General features: G+C 68.4%; 20 protein-coding genes. 13 read left to right on the plus strand and 7 right to left on the minus strand.

Annotation, left to right across the window (positions count from 1 at the left end; translation table 11 throughout):
• Positions 1-21 precede the first annotated feature (21 nt).
• On the minus strand, positions 22-2,259 hold the full coding sequence (cphA, locus tag ABL844_RS05815) for a cyanophycin synthetase (RefSeq protein ID WP_418130743.1): 2,238 nt from the start codon (positions 2,257-2,259) through the stop codon (positions 22-24).
• Between the two features lie 139 nt (positions 2,260-2,398).
• Here cphA and ABL844_RS05820 point away from each other — a divergent pair, with 139 nt between their 5' ends.
• Positions 2,399-4,690 (plus strand): ABC transporter ATP-binding protein, encoded by a 2,292-nt coding sequence (locus ABL844_RS05820; protein ID WP_126025656.1) that lies wholly within the window; start codon positions 2,399-2,401, stop codon positions 4,688-4,690.
• Positions 4,687-5,166: a DUF1854 domain-containing protein gene (locus ABL844_RS05825; RefSeq protein WP_418130744.1), complete on the plus strand. Its 480-nt coding sequence runs from the start codon at positions 4,687-4,689 to the stop codon at positions 5,164-5,166. The genes ABL844_RS05820 and ABL844_RS05825 overlap by 4 nt, the downstream gene beginning before the upstream one ends.
• 54 nt (positions 5,167-5,220) lie before the next feature.
• Here ABL844_RS05825 and ABL844_RS05830 read toward each other — a convergent pair whose 3' ends face one another.
• From ABL844_RS05830 to ABL844_RS05840, 3 genes are read right to left on the minus strand one after another with little or no spacing between them, the layout of a single operon-like run.
• The gene (locus tag ABL844_RS05830; RefSeq protein WP_418130745.1) at positions 5,221-5,931 is read right to left on the minus strand and encodes a hypothetical protein; all 711 of its coding nucleotides are present in this window, start codon (positions 5,929-5,931) and stop codon (positions 5,221-5,223) included.
• The gene (locus ABL844_RS05835; RefSeq protein WP_260319182.1) at positions 5,928-7,463 is read right to left on the minus strand and encodes an alkaline phosphatase; all 1,536 of its coding nucleotides are present in this window, start codon (positions 7,461-7,463) and stop codon (positions 5,928-5,930) included. The genes ABL844_RS05830 and ABL844_RS05835 overlap by 4 nt, the downstream gene beginning before the upstream one ends.
• Before the next feature lie 32 nt (positions 7,464-7,495).
• Positions 7,496-8,977: an alkaline phosphatase gene (locus ABL844_RS05840; RefSeq protein ID WP_369659502.1), complete on the minus strand. Its 1,482-nt coding sequence runs from the start codon at positions 8,975-8,977 to the stop codon at positions 7,496-7,498.
• 259 nt (positions 8,978-9,236) lie between these two features.
• On the opposite strand from ABL844_RS05840, the gene queC reads away from it, so the two are divergent.
• A complete protein-coding gene (gene queC, locus ABL844_RS05845; protein WP_418130746.1) occupies positions 9,237-9,974 on the plus strand; it encodes a 7-cyano-7-deazaguanine synthase QueC in 738 nt (245 codons plus the stop codon).
• Here queC and ABL844_RS05850 read toward each other — a convergent pair.
• On the minus strand, positions 9,923-11,716 hold the full coding sequence (locus ABL844_RS05850; RefSeq protein WP_126025659.1) for an ABC transporter ATP-binding protein/permease: 1,794 nt from the start codon (positions 11,714-11,716) through the stop codon (positions 9,923-9,925). The genes queC and ABL844_RS05850 overlap by 52 nt on opposite strands.
• A gap of 107 nt (positions 11,717-11,823) precedes the next feature.
• Complete coding sequence (locus ABL844_RS05855) at positions 11,824-12,384, minus strand: phosphonate degradation HD-domain oxygenase (protein ID WP_126025660.1); 561 nt, start codon at positions 12,382-12,384, stop codon at positions 11,824-11,826.
• A 311-nt stretch (positions 12,385-12,695) separates the two neighbouring features.
• Here ABL844_RS05855 and ABL844_RS05860 point away from each other — a divergent pair, with 311 nt between their 5' ends.
• The 7 genes from ABL844_RS05860 to ABL844_RS05890 all read left to right on the plus strand — a co-directional run bounded on the left by ABL844_RS05860 (position 12,696) and on the right by ABL844_RS05890 (position 20,298).
• Entirely contained in the window at positions 12,696-13,730 is a 1,035-nt protein-coding gene (locus tag ABL844_RS05860; RefSeq protein ID WP_418124626.1) for a putative 2-aminoethylphosphonate ABC transporter substrate-binding protein, read from the plus strand.
• Between the two features lie 163 nt (positions 13,731-13,893).
• The gene (locus tag ABL844_RS05865; RefSeq protein ID WP_418130747.1) at positions 13,894-14,964 is read left to right on the plus strand and encodes an ABC transporter ATP-binding protein; all 1,071 of its coding nucleotides are present in this window, start codon (positions 13,894-13,896) and stop codon (positions 14,962-14,964) included.
• 2 nt (positions 14,965-14,966) lie between these two features.
• Positions 14,967-16,682 (plus strand): putative 2-aminoethylphosphonate ABC transporter permease subunit, encoded by a 1,716-nt coding sequence (locus ABL844_RS05870; protein ID WP_418130748.1) that lies wholly within the window; start codon positions 14,967-14,969, stop codon positions 16,680-16,682.
• Positions 16,679-17,824 (plus strand): TIGR03364 family FAD-dependent oxidoreductase, encoded by a 1,146-nt coding sequence (locus ABL844_RS05875; RefSeq protein WP_418130749.1) that lies wholly within the window; start codon positions 16,679-16,681, stop codon positions 17,822-17,824. The genes ABL844_RS05870 and ABL844_RS05875 overlap by 4 nt, the downstream gene beginning before the upstream one ends.
• A 62-nt stretch (positions 17,825-17,886) precedes the next feature.
• Positions 17,887-18,729, plus strand: coding sequence for a phosphonoacetaldehyde hydrolase (gene phnX, locus ABL844_RS05880; RefSeq protein ID WP_369659495.1), 843 nt, complete (start codon positions 17,887-17,889; stop codon positions 18,727-18,729).
• A gap of 64 nt (positions 18,730-18,793) precedes the next feature.
• Complete coding sequence (locus ABL844_RS05885; RefSeq protein ID WP_369659494.1) at positions 18,794-18,931, plus strand: hypothetical protein; 138 nt, start codon at positions 18,794-18,796, stop codon at positions 18,929-18,931.
• Positions 18,932-19,026: 95 nt separating this feature from the next.
• Positions 19,027-20,298 (plus strand): MFS transporter, encoded by a 1,272-nt coding sequence (locus ABL844_RS05890; protein WP_418130750.1) that lies wholly within the window; start codon positions 19,027-19,029, stop codon positions 20,296-20,298.
• Here ABL844_RS05890 and ABL844_RS05895 read toward each other — a convergent pair.
• Positions 20,246-21,664: a PLP-dependent aminotransferase family protein gene (locus ABL844_RS05895; RefSeq protein ID WP_418130751.1), complete on the minus strand. Its 1,419-nt coding sequence runs from the start codon at positions 21,662-21,664 to the stop codon at positions 20,246-20,248. The two genes, ABL844_RS05890 and ABL844_RS05895, sit on opposite strands and share 53 nt — an antisense overlap.
• A 99-nt stretch (positions 21,665-21,763) precedes the next feature.
• Between ABL844_RS05895 and ABL844_RS05900 the strand changes: the two genes are divergently transcribed.
• From ABL844_RS05900 to ABL844_RS05910, 3 genes are read left to right on the plus strand one after another with little or no spacing between them, the layout of a single operon-like run.
• Complete coding sequence (locus ABL844_RS05900; protein ID WP_184634972.1) at positions 21,764-21,952, plus strand: DUF2970 domain-containing protein; 189 nt, start codon at positions 21,764-21,766, stop codon at positions 21,950-21,952.
• Positions 21,949-22,659, plus strand: a complete 711-nt coding sequence (locus ABL844_RS05905) for a c-type cytochrome (RefSeq protein ID WP_418130752.1) — start codon at positions 21,949-21,951, stop codon at positions 22,657-22,659. Before ABL844_RS05900 ends, ABL844_RS05905 begins: the two co-directional genes overlap by 4 nt.
• A gap of 13 nt (positions 22,660-22,672) precedes the next feature.
• Positions 22,673-23,962 (plus strand): c-type cytochrome, encoded by a 1,290-nt coding sequence (locus ABL844_RS05910; RefSeq protein ID WP_418130753.1) that lies wholly within the window; start codon positions 22,673-22,675, stop codon positions 23,960-23,962.
• Positions 23,963-23,967 lie beyond the last annotated feature (5 nt).

Here is a 23,967-nt window from a genome sequence, read left to right on the forward strand (position 1 = left end):
TGTCTGCCGGGGCCGGGGGCCTCAGGCAAATTGGGGTTGGAGAGGCTGGGTCTGCGAGAGCTGCAGCGAGGCCAGCGCGGCCTGCAGGTCGGCCTCGAAGGCTTCGACCCCGGCGCCGATCAGGTTCAGCGGAATGCCCATGGCCCAGGCCGCGGCCACGGCGGCCAGCAGGCTTTCGAGGCTCACGCCGGCATGCGTGGCGCGCCACACGGTCAGGCGGCCGAGGCCCGGCAGGAACGATTCGCTGCTGCCGTTGGCCAGCACCACGCGGTCCTGCCGCACGAGCACGGCCTTGCCGCCGGCGGTCTGGTGCGCCGTGAGCGCGGGAGCCTGCGCGTCGGCCGAATAGAGGATGACGGCGCCGTCGCACAGCGGCGCGAGACCGGCCACGCGCGGGTCGGCGGCGTTCAGCACGGCCGTGCCCTCGGGCAGCACCACGTCGACCTGCGTGCGCAGCACCTTGACCATCTGGTCGCTCTCGGTGATGTCGTAGTCGGCCAGTGCTTCGCAGCCTTCGAGGTCGGTGACGATGCCGACTTCGCAGCGGTCGTACGGGAGACCGTCGCGCAGGATGGTCTCGGCGCCGTTCTCGATCACCACGGCCTGCACGGCGCGGTTCACCAGCAGGCGGTGGCCGGCTTCCCAGTTGGCGCTGTCGCGCGCGTCGACGCGGCGGCGTTCGAGGAACAGGCCGTCGCGGCAGGCCAGGCCGGTGTGGCGCCCGCCCAGGTTGATGAGCCAAGCCACCAGGCGCGCCAGCACGGCGGTGTCGCGCGAGCCGGCCACGCCGACCACGGGAATGCGCCCGGGCGCGTCGTTGGGAAACAGGTGGTCGCAGATCGCGCGGCCCACCGGGCGCGGCGAGCCGACGGCCGGCTTCAGGTGCATCAGCAGGCCGGGGCCGGCGTTGACTTCGACGATCGCGCCACCCTGCGGGCCGAGCGGCCTGGAAATGTCCTGCGCCACGAGGTCGATGCCGGCGATGTCCAGGCCCACCACGCGGGCGGCCAGCACGGCGGCGTGGGCCACCTCGGGATGCACCAGGTCGGTGCAATCGTTGGCCATGTTGCCGTTGCGCTGGATCGTGACCACGCGGCCGGCGGCGGGCACGGCGTCGGCGCTCAGGTCCTGGCGCTTGAGCTCGAGCTGCAGCTTGGCATCGGTGTCGATCAGGATCACGTCGAGCGGAAACTCTTCCTCGGCGCCGCGGCGCGGGTCGCTGTTGAGCTGCTTTTCGATGAGCTCGCGCACGCTGGCCTGGCCGTCGCCGGTCACGGTGATGATCTCGCCGCGCGCGGCCGCCACCACCTCGCCGCCCACCACCAGCAGGCGGTGCTCGTGGCCGCGGATGAAGCGCTCGACCATCACGTCGCTGCCTTCGGGCTCGGCGACCGCGAAGGCGGCCATGACTTCCTCGCGGGTCGTCAGCTCGAGCGACACGCCGCGGCCATGGTTGGCATCCGATGGCTTCACGACCACGGGCAGGCCGATGTCCTCGGCGGCTTCCCAGGCTTCCTCGGCGTCGGCGACCACCTGGCCTTCGGGCACGGGCACGCCGCAGCTCGCGAGCAGCGACTTGGTCAGCTCCTTGTCGCTGGCGATCGATTCGCCGATGGCGCTGGTGTAGTCGGTCTCGGCGGTCCAGATGCGCTGCTGGTTGGCGCCGTAGCCCAGTTGCACCAGGTTGCCGCTGTTCAGCCGCATGTGGGGAATGCCGCGGTCGGTGGCGGCGGCCACGATGGCGGCGGTGCTCGGACCGAGGTAGCAGTCTTCCACCTTGGCCTTGACCGCGTCGACGGCCTTCTGCACGTCGGCGGCGGTGAACGGGTCGTTGTTGATGGCCGCCATCAGCAGGCGGTGGCCCTCGGCCAGCGCCACGCGGGCGACCTGCTCGTCACGGGCGCGGAACACCATGCGGTAGACGCCATGCTCCGAGGTGCTGCGGGTCTGGCCGAAGCCGGTCGGCATGCCGGCCAGGTTCAGCAGCTCGATGACGACGTGCTCCAGCACATGGCCCGACCAGGTGCCTTCGGTCAGGCGCTGGATGAAGCCGCCGCGCTCGCCGACGCCGCAGTGGTGCTCGATGAGCGCCGGCAGCAGGGCGGTCAGGCGGTCGGTGAAACCGTCGATCTTGTTGGAGGGGAAGTCTTCGAGCTGGCCCAGGTCGAGCCAGACTTCGAGTACGGGACGGTAGGTCCAGAGATTGGGGCCGCGCAAATAATTGATGCGCAGCAGTCGGATGTCGTCGAAACGGGTCATGCAAACGTTCGATGTGCTTTGGCCGAGCACCACGGCGCCTTCAAGCGCACCCATGGCTATCGGTCAGAATCGGCGCCCGACCTGGGGCGCCATGACGCGGTCCAAGAGGCCCGCGACGGGCAAGAGTCAAAGAAACACAATGCAACATCACGATCCAGTCGGCACCCGGGAGGGCGAAACAGAAGCGGCATCAGCGCAAGCACTGAAAAACCGCCTCGCAGTCGCGGAAAACGTTCTGGTAACACTGACGGTTGACCTCGACGACCAACTTCGCTTCGCTTCCGGCCTAGTCGCCCTGACTGACCGGAAGCTGATTTCGCTCGACCCCGATGGGACTTGGCGTGAGTGGCCGCTAACCGATGCGGCCTTGGAAATGCGCGTTTCCGACCATGCAGGCGTCGGGACCCTCGACTTGGCGGGGCCCGCCGGACGGCTCGCACGGTGGCGCTATACCCTGGCCGGACAGGTCGCGGCGCTGCGGCTGATGAAGCTGTTCGGCCAGCGTATGGCGGGCGGTGTCGCCAAGGAGACACCCGAGGCCGTGGAGACTGCCGAGGGCGAGGATTCCACCGACGCCGAACTCCAGACCCCGCCCTCCACCTGGGTGCTGCTGCGCCTCGGCCGCTTCGCCAAGCCCTACCGCAAGCAGCTGATCGCGGGGTTCTTCCTGACCCTGTTCTCCACCGCCGCGACGCTGGTGCCGCCCTACCTGACCATTCCGCTGATGGACGACATCCTGATTCCGTTCCAGAACGGGCAGAAGATCGATTCCATGCGCGTGGGCCTGTACCTGGGCGGCCTGCTGATCGCGGCGCTGGTCGGCTGGGGGCTGGGCTGGGCGCGCACCTACCTGCTGGCGCTGGTGTCCGAGCGCATCGGCGCCGACCTGCGCACCACCACCTACGAGCACCTGCTGACCCTGCCGCTGGACTACTTCGGCGGCAAGCGCACCGGCGACCTGATGGCGCGCATCGGCTCCGAAACCGACCGCATCAACGTCTTCCTGTCGCTGCACGCGCTCGATTTCGCCAACGACGTGCTGATGATCGTGATGACCGCGGTCATCCTGATCTCCATCAACCCCCTGCTGGCGGTGGTCACGCTGGTGCCGCTGCCCTTCATCGCCTGGATGATCCACGTCGTGCGCGACCGCCTGCGCACCGGCTTCGAGAAGATCGACCGCGTCTGGTCCGAAGTGACCAACGTGCTGGCCGACACCATTCCCGGCATCCGCGTGGTGAAGGCCTTCGCGCAGGAGCGCCGCGAGGCCGAGCGCTTCCGCGTCGCCAACGCCTACAACCTGCAGGTCAACGACAAGCTCAACCGCACCTGGTCGCTGTTCACGCCGACCGTGTCGCTGCTCACCGAGATCGGCCTGCTCGTGGTCTGGGCCTTCGGCATCTGGCAGGTGGCGCGCGGAAGCATCACGGTGGGTGTGCTCACCGCCTTCATCGCGTACATCGGGCGCTTCTATACCCGGCTCGACTCCATGAGCCGCATCGTCTCGGTCACGCAGAAGGCCGCGGCGGGCGCCAAGCGCATCTTCGACATCCTCGACCACGTGAGCAACGTGCCCGAGCCGGCCAATCCGGTGAAGGTGGAGCGGGTGCAGGGCCGCATCGACATGAGTGGACTGGGCTTCCGCTACGGCTCGCGCGCGGTCATCCACGACCTCGACCTGACCATCGAGCCCGGCGAGATGATCGGCCTCGTGGGGCACAGCGGCTCGGGCAAGAGCACGCTGGTCAACCTGATCTGCCGCTTCTACGACGTGACCGACGGCGCCATCAAGGTCGACGGCACCGACATCCGCCGCTTCGCCGTGGCCGACTACCGCCGGCACGTGGGGCTGGTGTTGCAGGAGCCGTTCCTGTTCTTCGGCACCATCGCGCAGAACATCGCCTACGGCAAGCCCGACGCCACGCGCGAGGAAATCGTGGCCGCCGCGCGCGCCGCGCATGCGCACGACTTCATCCTGCGCCTGCCGCACGGCTACGACTCGCTGGTGGGCGAGCGCGGGCAGGGCCTGTCGGGCGGCGAGCGCCAGCGCATCAGCATCGCGCGCGCGCTGCTGATCGACCCGCGCATCCTGATCCTCGACGAGGCCACCTCGGCCGTGGACACCGAGACCGAGAAGGAGATCCAGAAGGCGCTCGACAACCTCGTGCAGGGCCGCACCACCATCGCCATCGCGCACCGCCTGTCGACGCTGCGCAAGGCAGACCGCCTCGTGGTCATGGACCGCGGCGAGGTCGTCGAGGTCGGCCCGCACGACGCCCTGATGGCGAAGCAGGGCGCCTACTGGCGGCTCTACCAAGCGCAGCTGCGCCAGGGCGACGACGACGCGAGCGAAGGCGCTGCCGACGAGCGCGCCAGCGCGCAGGCGCCGCTGGCTATCAGCCACGCGGCTCATCCGGCGGGGGACGCATGACCGACCACAACACGCCATCTTTCGAACTCGAACGCGATGCCTTCGGCCGCCTCGTGCTGACCGACGCCCAGGGCGAGTGCCACGTCGGCATCTTGCCCGTGCGGGCCTTTCCGCTGAGCGCGCCCGGCCACGGCATCTCGCTGGTCGGCAGCGAAGGGCGCGAGCTGGTCTGGATCGACAGCGTCGAGCAGCTGCCGGCGCAGGCCAAGGCGCTGCTCGAGGAAGACCTCGCGGTGCGCGACTTCGCGCCCACGCTGCTGAAGCTGCACGGCGTGTCGAGCTTCGGCGTTCCCAGCACCTGGACCATCAGCACCGACCGCGGCGAGACCAGCTTCGTGCTCAAGGCCGAGGAGGACATCCGCCGGCTCGAAGGCGGCGCATTGCTGATCGCAAGTGCGCACGGCGTGCAGTTCCGCATTCCGGATGTGAAGACGCTGGACCGGGCCTCGCGCAAGCTGCTGGAGCGCTTCCTCTAGCCCAAAAGAAAAGAGGTCCGTAGGTCTCTTTGCGTGGAGCAGTGGGGAAGCCGGTCAATCCAGCAGGTCGGAATATTCGCCGCGTTCGTAGGAATCGGCGGTCTTCCACGGCAGCGTCTTCGGCGCCGGGATGGACGAGGCCGTCATCACGTTGAGCGAGGTGCCGTGCCCGTTGCGCTGCTCGATCCTGCGCGCGTAGCGGCCGACCGTGTCCCACTCGATGCGCAGCGTGCTCTCGCCCTGCTGCAGCTCGTAGCGCTGAACACCCTTGCCGGCCGTGCCCAGCGACTTCATGCGCGGCAGGCTGGCGGGGTCGACGAGCCAGTAGGCATTCGCCCACGAGCCGCCGTAGCCCACGTTGCCGTAGTTGGCCTTGTCGACCTCGATCAGCTTGCGCTGCTGGCGCAGCACCATGTTCACCAGCACCTTGCCGGCCGGATCGCGGCTCAGCCACAGCGGCGCGGCCGTGTTGTCGGCGTGCGAGTGGCCGATGTGCACCTTGGCTTCGCTGGCCTCGTGGTCGTGGTCGGCGCGAAGCGCGGGCGGCAGCTCGCGCTCGATCCACACCGTGTCGGCGCGGCGGAACATCAGGTCGGCGTAGCGGCTCTCGCGCTGCACGCCGTCCTTTCCGATCGACATCACATGGTGCTGGATGCGCAGGTTCTGGTCGGGCGCCTCGGCATCGCCGGCGGCGCTGGCCGCCAGTGGAAGTGCCGCGAGGGCCGCTGCCGCCAGGAGCGTTTTCAGTGCCACGGATGCGCTCACAGGCCCGCCGCTTCCTTGACCTTGTTGAACACCTTGATGTTCTCCACGGTGCCCTTGAAGATCTTCGAGCCCGCACCGCCCGCGAACAGCATCACGTCGCCGCCGCCGTGGGTTTCGGCGCCGGGCGTGCCGAGGTTGATGCCGACTTCCTGCAGGAAGTTGTCGTCCGTCGTGTCCATCGCGGTCTGGTCGTCGCGCGAGGCCGCACGCGCCGGAGCGATCCACGGCTTGTTGCCGTCTTCGGGGTTGACCTGGCTGGAGCCCGTCGCGTTGGGCCGGCCACCGTTGCCGAACACCAGCGTGGTGTACGGGTTGCCGTCGGCGGCCTTCGCGAGCTTGCCGTCGGCGTAGCTGTTGACCTTGCCGAGGATCGGGTTGCCGATCTTCGGATAGCCGTTGAAGGCGATCGCGTGGTCATGGTCGGCCGTGACCACCACCAGCGTGTTCTTCAGGCCGGGGTCCTTCTTGTTCATGAAGTCGAGCGCGGTCTGGATGGCCGTGTCGAAGGCCAGCGTGTCTTCCAGCGCGCGCTTGGCGTTGGTGCCGTGCAGCGCGTGGTCGATGCGGCCGCCTTCGACCATCAGGAAGAAGCCCTTGTCGTTCTTGCTGAGCACGCCGAGCGCCTTCTCGGTCATCTCCGACAGGCTGGGCTGGTCGAGGCTCTGCTTCACGCGGTCGAGCTCGTAGGCCATCTCGCTCTGGGAGAACAGGCCCAGCAGCTTGCCGGTGGCGGCCGTGTCGACGGCCTTGAGCTTGGTGCCGGTGTCGACGTAGGTGTATCCCTTGGCCTTCATCGCGGCCACCAGGTCGACGCCGTCGGTGCGCTTGCTGCTGGGGTTAGTCGCCACCGGCAGGTAGTTGCGCTGGCCGCCACCCATCAGCACATCGACGCCGTCGAGCAGCTTGGGGTTGTAGTTGGCGTGGCCCGGAACGCTCTGCTCGGCGATGGTGTTGTAGCCGTTGCGGTTGCAGATGTGCGAGTAGGTGGTGGCCGGCGTGGCGTGGCCCACGCGCGTGGTCGACACCGCGCCCACCGAGCGGCCCTTGGCCTTGGCGAGTTCGAGCAGCGTGTCCACGGCCTTGCCGTTGGTGGGCGGGCAGGTGGTGTCCTCGCCGCTGATGTACTGCTTGCCGGTGCCGTCGACGGCGGTGGTGTCGCTGGACATCGAGATGACTTCGTTGCGCATCTTCACGCCGGTCATGTAGGCGGCCATCGAGGGGGCGCTGTCGGTGGTCTGGCCGTCGAGCGAGAAGGTCTTCACGCGCGCGGCGTAGGGCAGCGACTGCATGACGAGGTTGGCGCGCTCGGGACTCACCAGCGAGCCGGGCTGTGCGGCCAGCTGCTTCTCGCCCTTGTAGATGCGCGCGGCGGTCACGGTGACGGGGCCCATGCCGTCGCCGAGGAAGAAGATGACGTTCCTGGCTTCGCCGGCGGCGTGCGCGGTGCCGGCCAGGGTGCCGGCGGCGGCGCAGACGAGGGCGGCGGCCAGGCGGGTGTTGCGGGTGATGCGGTTCATGGTCGTCGTGTTCATGGTTGTGTTCGTCGATGAGCGTTCGCTGCCCTTCACAGGCCGACCGCCTTCTTGATGAGGCCGAACACGTCGGTGTTGGTGATCACGCCGGCGAAGTTGTCGGCGCCCAGGCCCTGCGCGCCGAGGAACACGTCGGCGCCGCCATGGGTTTCGGAATCGCTGGCCGCATCCATCGGCACCACGGCTTCCTGCCTGTAGTCCTTGCTTTCCAGCTCGGCGTCGGAGATCGGGCCGCGGGTGGCGAGGCGGCGCGGGCCGTTGCCGAAGCCGATGATGGTGTAGGGGTTGCCGTCGACGTCCTTGCTGGTCTTGCTGGTGTCGACGTAGTCCTTCACGAGGCCCAGCACGCCAGGCTTGCCTGCCTCGGTCTTGCCGGTGCGCGCGGCGTAGCCGTTGAGCTGCAGCGTGTGGTCGTGGTCGGCCGTGACGACTACCAGCGTGTTCTTCAGGCCGGGGTCGACGGCCTGCATTTTGTCGAGCGCGAGCTTGATGGCGTCGTCGAAGGCGCCGGTGTCCTGCAGGGCGCGGCGTGCGTTGGTGGCGTGCAGCGCATGGTCGATGCGTCCGCCTTCCACCATCAGGAAGAAGCCCTTCTTGCGCGCGGCCAGCGCGTCGATGGCCTTGCCGGTCATCTCGGCCAGGCTCGGTTCCTTCGTGGCGTCGCGGTCGAGGTCGTACGCCATGTGGCTCTTGGTGAAGAGGCCGGCGATCTTGGTGGCGCCGTCGGCCGGCAGTTTGTCGAACTCGCTCTTGTTCGCGGCGAAGCTGTACTTCGCGGCCTTCAGTTCGGCGATGAGGTTGCGCTTGTCGTTGCGCTTGCCGCCGTCTTCCTTGGCGGTGAAGTAGTCGGTGCCGCCGCCGAAGAACACGTCGACGCCGTCGCCCAGCTTGCCGTTGTAGCCGGCGCCGCCCGGCACCAGCGCGGCGGCAATGGTGTTCTCGGCGTCGCGGTGGCACACGTGCGAGTACGTGGCAGCGGGCGTGGCGTGCGTGATGCGGGTGGTCGTTACCACGCCGGTGGCGTAGCCCTTGGCCTTGCTCTGCTCGAGCAGCGTTTCGACGGCCTGGCCGTTGCCCGAGGGGCAGGTGCTGTCGAAGTTGACGTGGTAGGCCTTGCCCGAGGCGTCGGTGGCCTTGGTCTCGGCGCTCATCGAGATGACTTCGTTGTTCATCTTCACGCCGGTCATGTAGGCCGACATCGAAGGAGCGCTGTCGGTGACCTGGGCGTCGTTCGAATAGGTGTGGACGAAGGCCGTCTCGGGCAGCGTGTCCATCGTGAGGTCGCCGTCTTCGCCGACCTTGTAGATGCGCGCGGCGGTCATGGTGGTGATGCCCATGCCGTCGCCCAGGAAGAACAGGACGTTCTTCGGCGCCTGCGCCGCGGGCGGAGGCGGCGTGGTGTTCGACGGTGGGATGAACGGCAGCACGATGCCGTTGTTGTTGCTGCTGCCGCCGCAGGCGGACAGCAGGAGAGAGACGCCCAGCAGTGCTGGGGCGATGAGGCGTTGGGTCATGATTCCCTCGGTTGGTTGTTGGACCGGCGCACCGGGCGTGCGCCATTTCTGGCGATGAAATCTAAAGACGTCAGATGACCCGGCCGTGACGAGTTGAAAGCCGAATGAAAGTTCGCCGATCGCTCGGAAATAAATGCCAAGGCTGTCTTCGGCGTTTCATGCGCATCGTCTGGCCGATGCGGTGAATTCCGGCAGCTGCGCGAAGCTGACGGAAAATCGCGTCTTTGGATTGCGGCGGCACGCACCGCCGCCGACGGATATGCCCCTGCACACCACCGCCCTCGTCCTGTTCTCCGGCGGCCAGGATTCGACCACCTGCCTCGCCGATGCGCTCTCGAAGTACGAGCGCGTCGAAACTCTGGGCTTCGACTACGGGCAGCGCCACCGCGTCGAGCTCGACGTGCGCGGCAGCATCCTCGCGAAGATGCGCGAGCGCTTTCCCGACTGGGCGCCGCGCCTGGGCGAAGACCATGTGCTCACGCTCGCGGCCCTGGCGCAGCTGGGCGGCTCCTCGCTCACGGAAGAAGTCGCCTTCGCCATGCAGGCCGATGGCCTGCCCAACACCTTCGTGCCCGGGCGCAACCTGCTTTTTCTCACGCTCGCCGGCGCGCTGGCCTACCGGCGCGGGCTGCAGGTGATCGTCACCGGTGTCTGCGAGACCGACTTCTCGGGCTACCCCGACTGCCGCGACGACACCATGAAGGCGATGCAGCTCGCGCTCTCGCTCGGGCTGGAGCGCCGCCTGGTCATCGAGACGCCGCTCATGTGGATCGACAAGGCCGAGACCTGGCAACTGGCGCACCGCCTGGGCGGCAGGCCGCTGGTCGACCTGATCGTCGACGAGACGCACACCTGCTACCTGGGCGATCGCGTGCACCGCCAGGACTGGGGCTACGGCTGCGGCGAATGCCCCGCCTGCGAGCTGCGCAGGAAGGGCTGGGAGCGCTACGTGGCCGCCGCCGTGCCGGCCGACGAGGGCACGACCTCCACGCGATAGCGGGCGGCCGCTCCGTCTGCCTCGGGTACCAGCGTCCACCGCTGGCTGTGGAACTCGCCCACGGCAGCACGATGGGCCACGGACACCATCGCGCCACCGCTCGCGCGCACCATCTCGGACAGCCGTTGGTAGAGCGTGCGCTCCGCCGGCGCGTCGAGCGCGCTGCTGATCTCGTCGGCGAAGACCCAGCGTGGCTTCTTCAGCAGCACGCGCGCGATGGCCAGCCGCTGCTGTTCGCCGCCGGAGAGCTTCTGGCTCCAGGCGTCGCTGTCGTCCAGTCGATCTGCGAATTGGGGCAGCAGCGCATCGCGCAGCGCCTCGCGCAGTTGCGCGTCGCTGTACCTGGCTGCATCGTCCGGATAGGCCAGCGCAACGCGCAGGGGCCCGTCGGGCATGTAGGGGCGCTGGGGCACGAACATCGCATCGGACGGCACCTGCACGCGTCCCCGCGCGAACGGCCAGATGCCGGCGAAAGCGCGGAACAGGGTCGACTTGCCGCTGCCGGACGGCCCTTGCACGAGGACGCTGTCGCCGGCCTTCGCCGAGAGCGCCGCGTTCACGAGCAGCGGCGTGCCGTTCGGTAGGCTGAGCGAGAGTCCGTCGGTTTGAAGTTCGGGAGCTTCGCTGCGCTCCAGGGGGTGTTCCTGCGCGGCGCGGGCCCGGATCGCATCGTCGAAGCTCGTGAGACGGTCGGTGGTTGCGCGCCATACGGCCACGCTGTCGTAGTTGTCGACGAACCAGCTCAGCGAATCCTGCACCTTGCCGAAGGCGGACGAAATCTGCATCAGCTGGCCGAGCTGGATCGCGCCGCTGAAGAAGCGCGGCGCCGCGACCACGAAGGGAAAGATCACCGCAGCCTGGCCGAAGAAGGCGGTGAAGGTCACGAGATTCTTCTGCTGCTTGATGAGCTGCAGGTAGTTGCGAAGCACGGCGCCGAAGCGCAGGTCGAGCTGGCCGTGCTCCACCTTCTCGCCGCGGTCGAGAGCAATGGCCTCGCTGTACTCGCGCACGCGCACGAGGTGGTGGCGGAAGTCGGCCTCGAAGCGCTGCTGGCGGAAGTTCAGCCCGATCAGCGGCCGACCGATGTAGTGGGTGATGATGGTGCCGACCACGCAGTAGGCCAGCGCGAGCCAGACCATCGCGCCCGCGACCTGGTAGGTGGTGCCGCTGAGCGAGAACTCGGTGGTTCCCGAGAGGCCCCAGAGAATGCCGACGAAGCTCACCAGCGTGACCACGGCGTTCAGCAGGCCCATCGACAGGGTCATCGTGGCGCTGGTGAACAGCTGCATGTCCTCCTGGATGCGCTGGTCGGGGTTGTCGGGCGTCGTGCCTTCCTTGCCGGCGTAGCGTGCCAGTTCCATCTCGTAGAAGGTGCGGTTCGCCATCCAGCGACCGAGATAGTTGCGCGTGATCCATGCGCGCCAGCGCAGCTGCAGCAGCTGCGTCACGTAGAACTTGAGCACCTGCAGCGCGATGTTGAAGAAGGCCAGCACGAGAAACACGCGGATCTCGCGCCAGAACACCGTCACATCCTTGTTCTGGAGGCCGTCGTAGAAGCGGCCATACCACTGATTGAAAAGCACCAGCGCATACACATAGGCCAGGTTGAGTGCCACGATGGCGGCGAACATGCTTCGGGCCCGCCATTTCTCCTCCGACTGGAAATAAGGCGCCGCAAGCCTGAAAACACGGCGTAGCACCTGGATGAACGAGCCAGCGCGAGCTGTGACTGATAGAGACATTCGGTTTCCTCGCAGGCGCTCGCGCGCCGGTCATGGTGAGGAGACCATCGTAGACAAATGTTTCTTAAACCGGCCTGAAACCGGCGTCGGCCCTCGAAAAGAGTTCGTCAGCGCAAAAGCACGCGCGCGGCCGTCGTCAGGAAATGGGCCAGCGGCGGCGTCTGCAGGCCCTTGACCTTCGCTTCCTCGTCCCATTGCCGCAGCCGAACCGCGTCACCGGCCCACTGATGGGTGGCGAAGCGCTGGGCGGCTTCGGCGTCCATCACGCCGCCCTGCAGGGCAAGGCTGCGCACGGAATCAGGAGAAAGCCTGGAGAAATAGTCGGGCTGGGTGGCGCAGAGGTAGCGCTTGGCGTCCACGTGCAGCCGGATCGGCTCGCGCACCTCGACGTCGAAGGCGCCGCGAAGCAGGGGCAGGGCGATGTACTGGTGCCGGTCGTCGATGCCCAGCTGGGTGGGAGAGTGCGAAAGCGTCTGGTGCTCGGCGATCAGCAGGTGGCCCAGGTCGTGAAGCAGCGCGGCCGTGACCAGCGAATCGCTCGCGCCGGCCTGCTCGGCGAGCCAGGCGCATTGCAGCGCATGCTCCAGCTGCGACACAGGCTCGCCCGCGTACGCGATTCCGCCGCGTTCGGCGAACAGGCGGGCGATCTCGGCGAGGTCGAGTGTCATGGGAGTGGAGTGCAGCGGGCGACGCGAAAACACAGGGCAATAAGTCCGCGAGTCTGCCGCGCCGCGGTGACATGCGGATGACGAAGCCGTTGCAGCGCCGCCCGGAGTCGCCAATTTCAGCGTGATTTTGGGGATTTGGGTTTTTTTGAGGCATCTGACAAATCACTGTCACATGCCGCTGCCAGCATCGCCCCCATTCGTTGCCCGGTGGAATTTGCGTACTTTCGCTTGCCCGTTCGCGGTTCCGCCCGGCCTCCCTTCTTGTCTCCCGTTCTCCACTTCTCCACTTCTTTCTCCCGAGGAACCACCCCATGCTGCATCGTTCCATCCGCTGGGCCGCCGTGCCGGCCGCTCTGCTCTCGCTGGCCTTCGCCGCCTCGGCCCAGGGCCGCACCGAACTGCTGGTCTACACCGCGCTCGAAGCCGACCAGGTCCAGGCCTACAAGGCCGCCTTCGAGAAGGAGAACCCGAGCATCGAGCTGAAGTTCGTGCGCGACTCCACCGGCATCGTCACCGCCAAGCTGCTCGCCGAAAAGGCCAACCCGCAGGCCGACGTGGTCTGGGGCCTGGCCGCCACCTCGCTGATGCTGCTCGACAAGGAAGGCATGCTCCAGCCCTACGCGCCCAAGGGCCTGGACGCCGTCAAGTCCAACATGCGCGATCCGGCCAACCCGCCCAAGTGGGTCGGCATGGACGTGTGGTCCTCGGCCATCTGCTTCAACACCGCCGAAGCGCAGAAGAAGAACCTGCCCAAGCCCACCAGCTGGGCCGACCTGACCAACCCGGTCTACAAGGGCCAGATCACCATGCCCAACCCGGCCGCCTCTGGCACGGGCTACCTGATGGTGTCGGGCTGGATCCAGATGATGGGTGAAGAAAAAGCGTGGAAGTACATGGACGCGCTGCACCAGAACATCGGCATCTACAGCCAGTCGGGCAGCAAGCCCTGCCGCCAGGCCGGCGCCGGCGAGTTCGCGCTGGGCATGTCCTTCGAATACCGCGCCAACAAGACCAAGCGCGACGGCGCACCCATCGACATCGTGCTGCCCAAGGAAGGCCTGGGCTGGGACATGGAAGCCACCGGCATCATCAAGACCAGCAAGAAGCAGGAAGCCGCCAAGGCGCTGGCCGACTGGGCCGTGACGAAGCAGGCCAACGAGCTCTACGCCAAGAACTTCGCCGTGCTCGCGCTGCCGGGCATCCAGGAGAAGCTCGAATTCGTGCCGGGCGACGTCGAGAAGCTGCTGGCCAAGAACGACTTCAACTGGGCCGCCGCCAACCGCGAGCGCATCCTGACGGAGTGGTCGAAGCGCTACGAATCGAAGTCGGAAAAGAAGCCGATGTGACTTGAATACGGACAGCCGAACGCAGAAGGAAGACAAAAGAGCGCAAAGGTCGCAGAAGGAAGCCCATTGGCTGGCTATTCCCTTTTGAAGACTTCTGCGACCTTCGCGAAACCTTCGCGTCCTCTGCGTTCTGTACCCGCATTCCACCCCGTTCGACATTGATATGAGCTTCCTTTCCCTGCGCGGCATCCAGAAATCCTTCGGCGCGACCCGCGTGCTCGACGGCATCGACCTCGACATCGAGCCCGGCGAGTTCGTGTGCCTGCTCGGCCCTTCGGGTTGCGGCAAGACCACGCTGCTGCGCATCGTCTGCGGCATCGAGCGTGCCGACAGCGGCCAGATCCTGCTCGGCGGCCAGGACATCGCGGGCCTGCCGCCCGCGGCGCGCGGCTTCGGCGTGGTGTTCCAGTCGTACGCGCTGTTTCCCAACCTCACGGCCGCGCAGAACATCGCCTACGGCCTGCATCCCACGGGCGCGCTGGCCCGCGAGATGGCCAAGCGCTCGCGCGAGATGCTCGACCTGGTCGGGCTGGCCGCGCATGCCGACAAGTACCCGGTGCAGCTCTCCGGCGGCCAGCAGCAGCGCATCGCGCTGGCACGCGCGCTCGCGCCCAACCCGCGCCTGCTGCTGCTCGACGAGCCGCTCTCCGCGCTCGACGCGCAGGTGCGCGCCACGCTGCGCAGCGAAATCCGCGCGCTGCAGAAGCGCCTGGGCATCGTCACCATCATGGTCACGCACGATCAGGAAGAAGCCCTCTCGATGGCCGACCGGGTGGTGCTCATGCACAACGGCCGCATCGAGCAGGCCGGCACGCCCGACGAGCTCTATCGCCAACCGCGCACCCGCTTCGTGGCCGGCTTCGTGGGCCGCATGAACATGCTGCCCGCCACCGTGCTGGCCGACGGCAAGGTGCGTGTGCGCGACAGCGAACTGCTGTGCGCGCCCGGCAATCTCAGCATCGGTTCGCAGGCGACCGTGGGCATCCGTCCCGAACACGTGGTGGTGAAGCGCTTCGGCACCGAGCTCGGCGCCAACAGCTTCGCGGCGCGCCTGCTCGACACCGAGTTCTTCGGCAACCGCACCTGCGCCCGCCTGGCCTGCGAGCCGCTGGGCATCGAGATCGAGGCCGAACTGCCCGCCGACGCCCGCAGCGGCGGCGACGAGCCGCTGGTGCCCAGCAGCATGGTGCACATCCAGCTGCCATTGAACGCGCTGTCCGTCCTGGCGCATTGAGCATGAGCAGTTCTCCCGACGCCATCGCCGTCGCGCCGGTGGTGGCGACGCGCCGCAGCGCGTTCGACCGCGAGCGCTGGCTGACCGGCGCTGCCGTGCTGCTGGTCGTGCTGCTGCTGGTGGTGATCGTCGCGCTGCCGGTCGGTGCGCTGGTCGGCCAGAGCTTCTTCGACCGCGAGGGCGCCTTCGTCGGCCTCGCCAATTTCGCGCGCTACTTCGAGAACCCGGCGCTGGTGCAGTCGGCATTCAACAGCGTGGGGCTCGCGGCGATCAGCGCGGTGATCTGCACCGGCATCGCCTACGTCTATGCCTACGGGCTGACGCTGTCGTGCATGCCGGCCAAGGGCGTGCTGCGCGCCGTGGCGCTGATGCCGCTGCTCGCGCCTTCGCTGCTGCCCGCGATCAGCCTCGTCTACCTGTTCGGCAACCAGGGCCTGTTCAAGGGGCTGCTGGGCGACCTCTCCATCTACGGCCCGCTGGGCATCGTGCTCGGCTCGGTGTTCTGGACGCTCCCGCACGCGCTGCTGATCCTCACCACCGCCATGGCCACCTCCGACGGCCGGCTCTACGAGGCCGCGCAGACGCTGGGCGCCTCGCGCTGGCGAATCTTCCGCACGGTGACGCTGCCTTCGTCGCGCTACGGCGCGATCGTGGCCGCGATGGTGGTGTTCGTATTGGTCGTCACCGACTTCGGCGTGCCGAAGGTGGTGGGCGGCCAGACGGGCGTGCTCGCCACCGACATCTACAAGCAGGTGGTCGGCCAGCAGAACTTCCAGATGGGCGCGGTGGTCGGGCTGGTGCTGCTGATTCCCGCGGTGCTGTCCTTCCTCGTAGAGCGGCATGTGCGCGGCAAGCAGGCCGCGGCGCTGTCGGCGCGCGCCACGCCCTACCAGCCGGAGCCCGTGAAGTCGCGCGACCGCGCGCTGCTGGCGTTCTGCGTGCTCACGGCCGGCGCCATCCTCGTGATGATCGGCATGGCGGTGTTCGCGTCGCTCGCCACCTACTGGCCCTACAACCTCGTGCCGTCTTTCAAGAACTACGACTTCAGCAACATGGACGGCGGCGGCTGGGGCAGCTACTTCAACTCGCTGCGCATGGCCGTCTGCGCGGCGGTGGCGGGCGCGCTCGTCACCTTCGTGTCGGCCTACTTCGTCGAGAAGCCGCGCCACTTCGGCCTACTGCGCGAGCTGCTCAACCTGCTCGCCAACCTGCCGCTCGCGGTGCCGGGGCTGGTGCTGGGCGTGGGCTACATCTTCTTCTTCATCTCGCCGTCGAACCCGCTGCGCGCCATCTACGGCAGCATGACCATCCTCGTGGTCTGCACGGTGGCGCATTTCTTCTCGGTGGCGCACCTCACCTCGCTCACCGCGCTGCGCCAGCTCGACCGCGAATACGAGCTGGTGTCGGAGTCGATGGGCGTGCCGTTCTGGCGCACGCTGTGGCGCGTGCACCTGCCTGTGGCGCTGCCCACCGTGCTCAACGTGGGCGGCTATTTCTTCGTGAACGCGATGACCACCGTTTCGGCCGTCGTGTTCCTCTATTCGCCGCAAACCACGCTCGCCGCCATCGCCGTGCTCAACATGGACGACGCCGGCGACGTGGCGCCCGCCGCCGCCATGGCCTCGCTGATCATGCTCACCGCCGCCATCGGCCGGGGCCTGTTCGCGCTGGCGGGGCAATGGGCACTCAAGCGCACCCAGACCTGGAGACATCGTTGACAAGCGCAACCCCGCAAGCAAAGAACCCCGACAGCTTCGACCTCATCGTGGTCGGCGCCGGCATCGTCGGACTGGCCCATGCCTACACCGCCGTGCAGCGCGGCCTCAAGGTCTGCGTGATCGAGCGCGACACCGCCGCCATCGGCGCGTCGATCCGCAACTTCGGCTTCATCACCATCACCGGCCAGGCGCCGGGCGACATGTGGCGCCGCGCCATGCATGCGCGAGGCGTGTGGAACGAGGTCGCACCGCAGGCCGGCATCGATGTCGTGCACCGCAACCTCTGGCTCGCGGCCTATCGCCCCGAGGCGCATGACGTGCTCGAAGCCTTCATGCGCACCCCGATGGGCAAGGGCTGCGAACTGCTCGAAGCCGCCGACGCGCAGGCCAGGGCGCCTGCGCTGAGTCTTGCCGATGCGCGCTCGGTGCTTTTCAGCCCGCACGAGCTGCGCGTTGAGTCGCGCACCGCCATCGGCCTGCTCACGAAGTGGCTGGCCGAGGCGCACGGCGTGACCTTCCGCTTCGGCGAAGCCGTGCACGAAGTGGAAACCCCGCGCGTGCGCACCTCGCGCGGCGCGCTGCACGCCGAGCGCGTGGTGGTCTGCACCAACACCGACCTGCACGGCCTCTTCGCCGAACGCATCGCCGAGCAGAAGCTCACGCTGTGCCGGCTGCAGATGCTGCGCGTGAAGCCGGAGGCGGGTTTCCGCCTGCCGGGCTCGGTGATGATGGACCTGAGCCTCGTGCGCTACGAGGGCTACAGCACGCTGCCCGAAGCCGCCGCGCTGCGTGCGCGTCTGCAGCAGGAGGAAGCCGCCTCGCTCGCGCACGGCATCCACCTGATCGTGGTGCAGAGCGCCGATGGCTCGCTGGTGGTCGGCGACTCGCACCACTACGCCGACGCGCCCGAGCCCTTCGCGATGGAGGAGGTCGACCAGCTCATCCTGCGCCACCTGCGCAGCACGCTGAACCTCGAAACCGCGCAGATCACCGAGCGCTGGACCGGCGTCTACCCGTCGTCGAAGACCACGCCCTGCGTGATCGACGCGCCCGACGATGCCACGCGGCTGGTGCTGGTCACCAGCGGCAGCGGCGCGAGCACCGGCTTCGGCATCGCGCACGACGTCTTCAACGCCTGGTGAGGCCTATCCATCGAAACGGCCTCGCCGCTATCCTTCTTCCAGAGACATACAAACCCGCCGCCATGAACGCCCACAACCACTCCCAACTCAAGGCCGTCGTCTTCGACTGGGCCGGCACCATCCTCGACTTCGGCTCCTGCGCGCCCATGGGCGCCTTCGTGAAGCTGTTCGAGCAGTTCGGCGTCGACATCACCATCGCCGAGGCGCGCGGCCCGATGGGCATGGCCAAGTGGGACCACATCAAGGCGCTGGGCACGCTGCCGCGCATCGCCGCGCAATGGGAAGCGAAGCACGGCCACGCCTTCAGCGACGCAGATGTCGACAGGCTCTATGAAGTGTTCACGCCGATGAACGCGGCCAGCGCACGCGACCATGCCGATTTCATTCCCGGCGCGCTCGAAGCCGTGAAGGCGGCGCGCGACCGGGGCCTGAAGATCGGCTCCACCACGGGCTACAACCGCCCGATCATGGAGGTGGTCGTGCCCATCGCCGCGGCCGGCGGCTACTCGCCCGACAACCTCGTATGCGCCGGCGACCTCGCAGAGGGCCGCCCGTCGCCGCTCATGATGTACCGCTGCTTCGCCGACCTCGGCGTGTGGCCGCCGCACACCGTGGTGAAGGTCGACGACACCGGCGTCGGCTTGCAGGAAGGCCTCAACGCCGGCACCTGGGCCGTGGGCCTCGCGGTCAGCGGCAACGCCAACGGCCTCACGCTGGCCGAATGGCAGGCGCTCGACGAAGCGCAGCAGCAGGAGCGCCGCGCCCGCGCCACTGCCGACCTCGAAGCTGCCGGCGCGCACTACGTGATCGACAGCGTGGCCGACCTGCCGCAGGTACTGGAAGACATCGAGCGCCGCCTGCAGCGCGGCGAGCGGCCAGCAGCCGCCGCGGCCACTGCCGCCTGAGCGCTGGAGAGAAAGCGGCAGCGTCCGACTTGACGCGCCGCGGCGCGGGCCTAGCATGGCTCGCATGCGAAGCACAGCCTTTGTCCTTCTCTTCTGCCTCGGCCTGCTGACGGCCGCGTGCGACGAAAAGCCGACGAAGCCGGGCGTGCCCACGCCGAAGGCTTTGGCGAGCCTTGTCGCTCCGGCGGCCGACGCGCACTGAGGCAAAGCCGCGTCCGAGGTGGCTCACTGCGCCACTTGGTTCCGCGCGTGTCTCGGGTTTTCGCACCGCGGGGTATCCTCGCCGCGGAGAGAAAAATGAAGACAAGCGAGACAACCATCCATCAGCCCGACTCCCGCTACGCCATGGTCCGCCTGGGCCTCACGCTGCTGATCATGACCGTCGGCAGCAGCGGCATGTACGTGGTGTCGGTGATGCTGCCTGCCGTGCAGGCCGAGTTCGGCATCGCGCGCGCCGACGCCTCTCTGCCCTACACGCTGCTGATGCTGGGCTTCGGCTTCGGCGGCGTGCTGATGGGCAAGCTGGCCGACCGCATCGGCGTGATGAAGCCGCTGCTGATCGGCGCGGTCTTCCTGGGGGCGGGCTACGTCGCCACGGGCTTCTCCGGTGGCATCGTCAGCTTCACGATAGCGCAGGCGCTGCTGGTCGGCCTGCTCGGCAGCTCGGTGGCCTTCGCGCCGCTGGTGGCCGACACCTCGCTGTGGTTCGTCAAGCGGCGCGGCATCGCGGTGGCGGTGTGCGCCAGCGGCAATTACCTGGCGGGCGCGGTGTGGCCGCCGATCGCGCAGCACTTCGTGGAAACCGTGGGCTGGCGCCAGACCTACATCGGCATGGGCATCTTCTGCGGCGTGACGATGGCGCTGCTGGCGCTGTTCTTCCGCGCGCGGCCGCCCGCGCTGGCCGAGGTGGCTCCGGCAGGCGCCGCTTCGGGTGCGGCAGCGCCCGTGCGCGACATGACCCGCCCCTTCGGCCTGAGCACGGGCGCGGCGCAGAGCCTGCTGTGCATTGCCGGCGTGGCCTGCTGCGTGGCCATGGCGATGCCGCAGGTGCACATCGTGGCCTACTGCGGCGACCTGGGCTACGGCCCCGCGCAGGGCGCGATCATGCTGTCGCTGATGCTGGGCTTCGGCATCGTGAGCCGGCTGGTGTCGGGCGCCATCTGCGACCGCATCGGCGGGCTGCGCACGCTGCTGCTGGGCGGCGTGCTGCAGTGCGTGGCGCTGCTGCTGTTCCTGCCGTTCGACGGGCTGGTGCCGCTCTACGTGATCTCGGCGCTCTTCGGCCTCTTCCAGGGAGGCATCGTGCCGTCGTACGCGATCATCGTGCGCGAGCACTTTCCGCCGAAGGAAGCGGGCGGGCGGGTGGGCACGGTGCTGATGTTCACGCTCTTCGGCATGGCGCTGGGCGGATGGATGTCGGGCAAGGTGTTCGACCTCACCGGCAGCTACCACGCGGCCTTCATCAACGGCATCGGCTGGAACCTGGTGAACGTGAGCATCGCCAGCTTCCTGCTGTTCAGGACGCTTCGGCGATCAGGCGGCCGAGTGTTCGCATTGCCTGCTCGCTGACCGTGTCCCACGGGTGGCCGTAGTTGAGCCGCAGGCAGTTGGCGAAGGCGCGCGTGGCCGAGAAGATCGGGCCCGGCGCGACGCTGATGCCGAGTTCCAGCGCCTTGCGGTGTATCTCCAGCGCGCTCGCACCCGCCGGTAGCTCTACCCAGAGGAAGTACCCGCCCAGCGGCCGCGTCGCGCGCGTGCCTTCCGGAAAGTAGTGCCCCACGGCCTGCGCGAAGGTGGCCTGCTGCATCGCCAGCGTCTGGCGCAGCTTGCGCAGGTGCCTGTCGAGGCCACCCTTCTCCAGGTAGCCCGCGAGCGCCAGCTGTGCCGGCGCCGAGGTGCTCAGCGTGCTCGACAGCTTCTGCCGTGCGACCTTGCGTGCGAAGCGTCCGGCCGAGGTCCAGCCGATGCGATAGCCAGGCGCCAGGCATTTCGAGAACGAGGAGCAGTGCAGCACCAGCCCCTGCGTGTCGAAGGCCTTGGCCGGCGGTGGGCGGCGTTCGCCGAAGTACAGCTCGGCGTACACATCGTCCTCGATCAGCGGCAGCCCGTGCCGCGCGAGCAGTTCGACCAGCGCCTTCTTCTTCGCATCGGGCATCAGGCTGCCCAGCGGGTTCTGGAAGGTGGTCATGAGCCAGCAGGCGGCTGGCTTGTGTGCCGCGATGGCTTGCTCCAGCGCCTCCAGATCGATGCCGTCGCCGGGATGCGTCGGCACCTCGACGGCGCGCAGGCCCATGCGTTCCAGCGCCTGCAATGCCGCGTAGAAGGTGGGCGATTCGACGATCACCGCATCGCCCGGCCGCGTCACCGCCGAGAGGCAGAGGTTGAGCGCCTCCAGCGCGCCGTTGGTGATGACGATCTCGTCGGCCGGCACCTGCATGCCGTCGGCCAGGTAGCGCAGCGCGATCTGCCGGCGCAGCGCCGCGCTGCCGGGCGTGAGGTCATCCACCGTGCTCCACGGGTCGAGCGACCTGGCACTGGCGGCCATGAACTGCCCCAGCCGCGCCAGCGGAAACAGCAGCGGGCTCGGAAAGGCCGAGCCGAAGGGCACGACCTTGCGCGACATGCTGGCCTCGAGGATGTCGAACACCTGGTCGCTCACGTCCAGCGACTTCGGCCCGCCGGCGGGGCGCGAGGTGAGGGTGGATTCGGGCGGTGCGTCTCGCAGCCCGCCGCCGGCGACGTAGTAGCCCGAGCGGTCGCGCGCCCGCACCAGGCCGCGCGCCTCGAGCAGGTAGTAGGCCTGGAACACGGTGGAGGCGCTCACGCCCCGGCTGCTGCCGGTGTGGCGCACCGAGGGCAGGCGGTCGCCGGTCTTCAGGGTGCCGCTGCGGATCGAGGCCTCGATGTCGGCGGCCAAGGCTTCATATCGCTTCATCGCTGGGTGTGATTCGTTCGGATGCACTTTATCTGCACCGGTCAATTGGTGCGGATCTGCATCTGTTTTTTTCGGCCGGTCTGGTCCACACTCGACCTCATGTCGAATCTCTTGCGCGCACTGCGCGCCGTTCTCTGGAGCTTCATCGGGCTGGGCGGCCGCCGTGCCGACGCCGAGCGGCGCACCTCGCAGGTCGGCATCCTGCCGTTGATCGGCGTCGCGGTGGTGATGGTGCTGCTGCTGATCGCGGGGCTCATCACGCTGGCGCATTTCGCCGCCGGCACATGAGGCGAGCGCTCAAGCTCCTCGGGCTCGGCCTGCTTCTTGCCGTGCAGGCCATGGCGAACGCCGCCACGCCGGCCACCGTGCCCGACACCATCGAGCAGCGCGTGGCCGCGTGCATCGCGTGCCACGGCCGCGAGGGCGCGACCACCAACGCCGGCTACTTTCCGCGCCTGGCGGGCAAGCCGGCCGGCTACCTGTTCAACCAGCTCGTGAGCTTTCGCGACGGCCGCCGCTTCAACACCGACATGGCCTACATGGCGCAGCACCTGTCGGACGCCTACCTGCGCGAGATGGCCGATTACTTCGCCGGGCTGCAGCTGCCTTACCCGCCCGTTTCCCCCGTGAGCGATGCGACGCCCGAGCAGCTGCAGCGCGGCCGCCAGCTCGTGCGCGAGGGCGATGCGGCGCGCGGCATTCCGGCCTGCGTGCAGTGCCACGGCGCGGCGCTCACGGGCGTGCAGCCGGCCATTCCGGGGCTGCTGGGGCTACCGCGGCTGTACGTGTCGTCGCAGCTCGGCGCCTGGCTCACCAACGAGCGGCATGCGATGGCGCCCGACTGCATGGCCGATATCGGCCGGCGCATGAGCACCGCCGACATCAACGCCGTCGCGAGCTGGCTCGCCGTGCAGCCGATGCCCGTCGACACGAAGCCCGCCGCCTCGCTGCCCGCACCGCTGCCGGTGAAGTGCGGCGGCATGCCCGCGAAGTGAGGGAGCAGCGCCCATGAAACTGCGACACCTCGCCTGGCTGCTGCTTGCGCTCGTCGTGCTCGGCGCCGTGGCCGCCGGCACCATCGTGGCGATGAACCTGCGCGGCGAAGACCCGCTGCCCGCGCAGGCCGAAGCCTTCCAGTCCACGCCGCAACTCGTCGAGCGCGGGCGCTACCTCGCGCTGGCCGGCAACTGCGCCGGCTGCCACACCACGCGCGGCGGCGAGCCCTATGCGGGCGGGATGCCCATCGAGACACCCTTCGGCACCGTCTATTCGAGCAACCTCACGCCCGACGACAAGGCCGGCATCGGCGGCTGGAGCAGCGCGCACTTCTGGCGCGCGATGCACAACGGCCGCAGCAAGGAGGGCCGGCTGCTGTACCCCGCGTTCCCGTACCCGAGCTTCACGCAGGTGACGCGCGAGGATTCGGACGCCATCTACGCCTACCTGCGCAGCGTGCCGCCCTCGGCGGTACCCAACCGCGAGCACCGGCTGCGCTTTCCCTACGACACGCAGGCGGCGCTCGCCGTGTGGCGCGCGCTCTCGTTCAAGCCCGAGCCCTTCGTCGCCAATGCAGGCAAGCCCGCCGAATGGAACCGGGGCGCCTACCTCGTCAACGGCCTGGGCCATTGCATCGCCTGCCATGGCAGCCGCAATTCGCTGGGCGCCACCGAGACGAAGCTGGGGCTTTCGGGCGGCCTGATTGCCGTCGAGAACTGGTACGCGCCTTCGCTCACTGACCCGCATGAAGCCGGCGTGGCCGACTGGCCTGCAGCCGAGGTGGTGTCGCTGCTGAAGAACGGCGTGGCACCGCGCGGCTCGGTGATGGGGCCGATGGCCGACGTGGTGTTCCGCAGCACGCAGTACCTGAGCGACGCCGACCTCACCGCCATGGCCAGCTACCTCAAGGACCTGCCCGATGCGCCCAAGGCCGAAGCCCCGGCCGCCGCCACGGCCAAGGCCCCGATCCGCCGCGATGCCGGCACCATGGCGCGCGGCGCGAAGATCTACGACCAGCGCTGCGCCTACTGCCACGGCGACCAGGGCCAGGGTGCGGCGGGCGCCTATCCGCCGCTGGCGGGCAACCGCGCAGTGAACATGGCGCGGCCCACCAACCTGATCCAGGTGATCGCGCACGGTGGCTTCCTGCCCTCGACGGCTGGCAACCCGCGCCCGTACGGCATGCCGCCCTTCGGCCAGACGCTGGGTGCGGCCGAGGTCGCGGCGGTGCTCACCTACGTGCGCGGCTCGTGGGGCAACGACAGCCCGCCGGTCACGCAGCTCGACACCATGCGGCGCTGATCGAT

This window comes from Variovorax sp. 278MFTsu5.1 (genome assembly GCF_048305045.1).
GTDB lineage: Bacteria > Pseudomonadota > Gammaproteobacteria > Burkholderiales > Burkholderiaceae_C > Variovorax > Variovorax guangxiensis.

Excerpts from the sequence above, each read along its gene's own strand:
- cphA (WP_418130743.1), bottom strand. The coding sequence starts at position 2,259 with ATGACCCGTTTCGACGACATCCGACTGCTGCGCATCAATTATTTGCGC.
- ABL844_RS05820 (WP_126025656.1), top strand. The coding sequence starts at position 2,399 with ATGCAACATCACGATCCAGTCGGCACCCGGGAGGGCGAAACAGAAGCG.
- ABL844_RS05825 (WP_418130744.1), top strand. The coding sequence starts at position 4,687 with ATGACCGACCACAACACGCCATCTTTCGAACTCGAACGCGATGCCTTC.
- ABL844_RS05835 (WP_260319182.1), bottom strand. The coding sequence starts at position 7,463 with ATGAACACGACGACCATGAACCGCATCACCCGCAACACCCGCCTGGCC.
- ABL844_RS05840 (WP_369659502.1), bottom strand. The coding sequence starts at position 8,977 with ATGACCCAACGCCTCATCGCCCCAGCACTGCTGGGCGTCTCTCTCCTG.
- queC (WP_418130746.1), top strand. The coding sequence starts at position 9,237 with ATGCCCCTGCACACCACCGCCCTCGTCCTGTTCTCCGGCGGCCAGGAT.
- ABL844_RS05850 (WP_126025659.1), bottom strand. The coding sequence starts at position 11,716 with ATGTCTCTATCAGTCACAGCTCGCGCTGGCTCGTTCATCCAGGTGCTA.
- ABL844_RS05855 (WP_126025660.1), bottom strand. The coding sequence starts at position 12,384 with ATGACACTCGACCTCGCCGAGATCGCCCGCCTGTTCGCCGAACGCGGC.
- ABL844_RS05860 (WP_418124626.1), top strand. The coding sequence starts at position 12,696 with ATGCTGCATCGTTCCATCCGCTGGGCCGCCGTGCCGGCCGCTCTGCTC.
- ABL844_RS05865 (WP_418130747.1), top strand. The coding sequence starts at position 13,894 with ATGAGCTTCCTTTCCCTGCGCGGCATCCAGAAATCCTTCGGCGCGACC.
- ABL844_RS05870 (WP_418130748.1), top strand. The coding sequence starts at position 14,967 with ATGAGCAGTTCTCCCGACGCCATCGCCGTCGCGCCGGTGGTGGCGACG.
- phnX (WP_369659495.1), top strand. The coding sequence starts at position 17,887 with ATGAACGCCCACAACCACTCCCAACTCAAGGCCGTCGTCTTCGACTGG.
- ABL844_RS05885 (WP_369659494.1), top strand. The coding sequence starts at position 18,794 with ATGCGAAGCACAGCCTTTGTCCTTCTCTTCTGCCTCGGCCTGCTGACG.
- ABL844_RS05890 (WP_418130750.1), top strand. The coding sequence starts at position 19,027 with ATGAAGACAAGCGAGACAACCATCCATCAGCCCGACTCCCGCTACGCC.
- ABL844_RS05895 (WP_418130751.1), bottom strand. The coding sequence starts at position 21,664 with ATGAAGCGATATGAAGCCTTGGCCGCCGACATCGAGGCCTCGATCCGC.
- ABL844_RS05900 (WP_184634972.1), top strand. The coding sequence starts at position 21,764 with ATGTCGAATCTCTTGCGCGCACTGCGCGCCGTTCTCTGGAGCTTCATC.
- ABL844_RS05905 (WP_418130752.1), top strand. The coding sequence starts at position 21,949 with ATGAGGCGAGCGCTCAAGCTCCTCGGGCTCGGCCTGCTTCTTGCCGTG.
- ABL844_RS05910 (WP_418130753.1), top strand. The coding sequence starts at position 22,673 with ATGAAACTGCGACACCTCGCCTGGCTGCTGCTTGCGCTCGTCGTGCTC.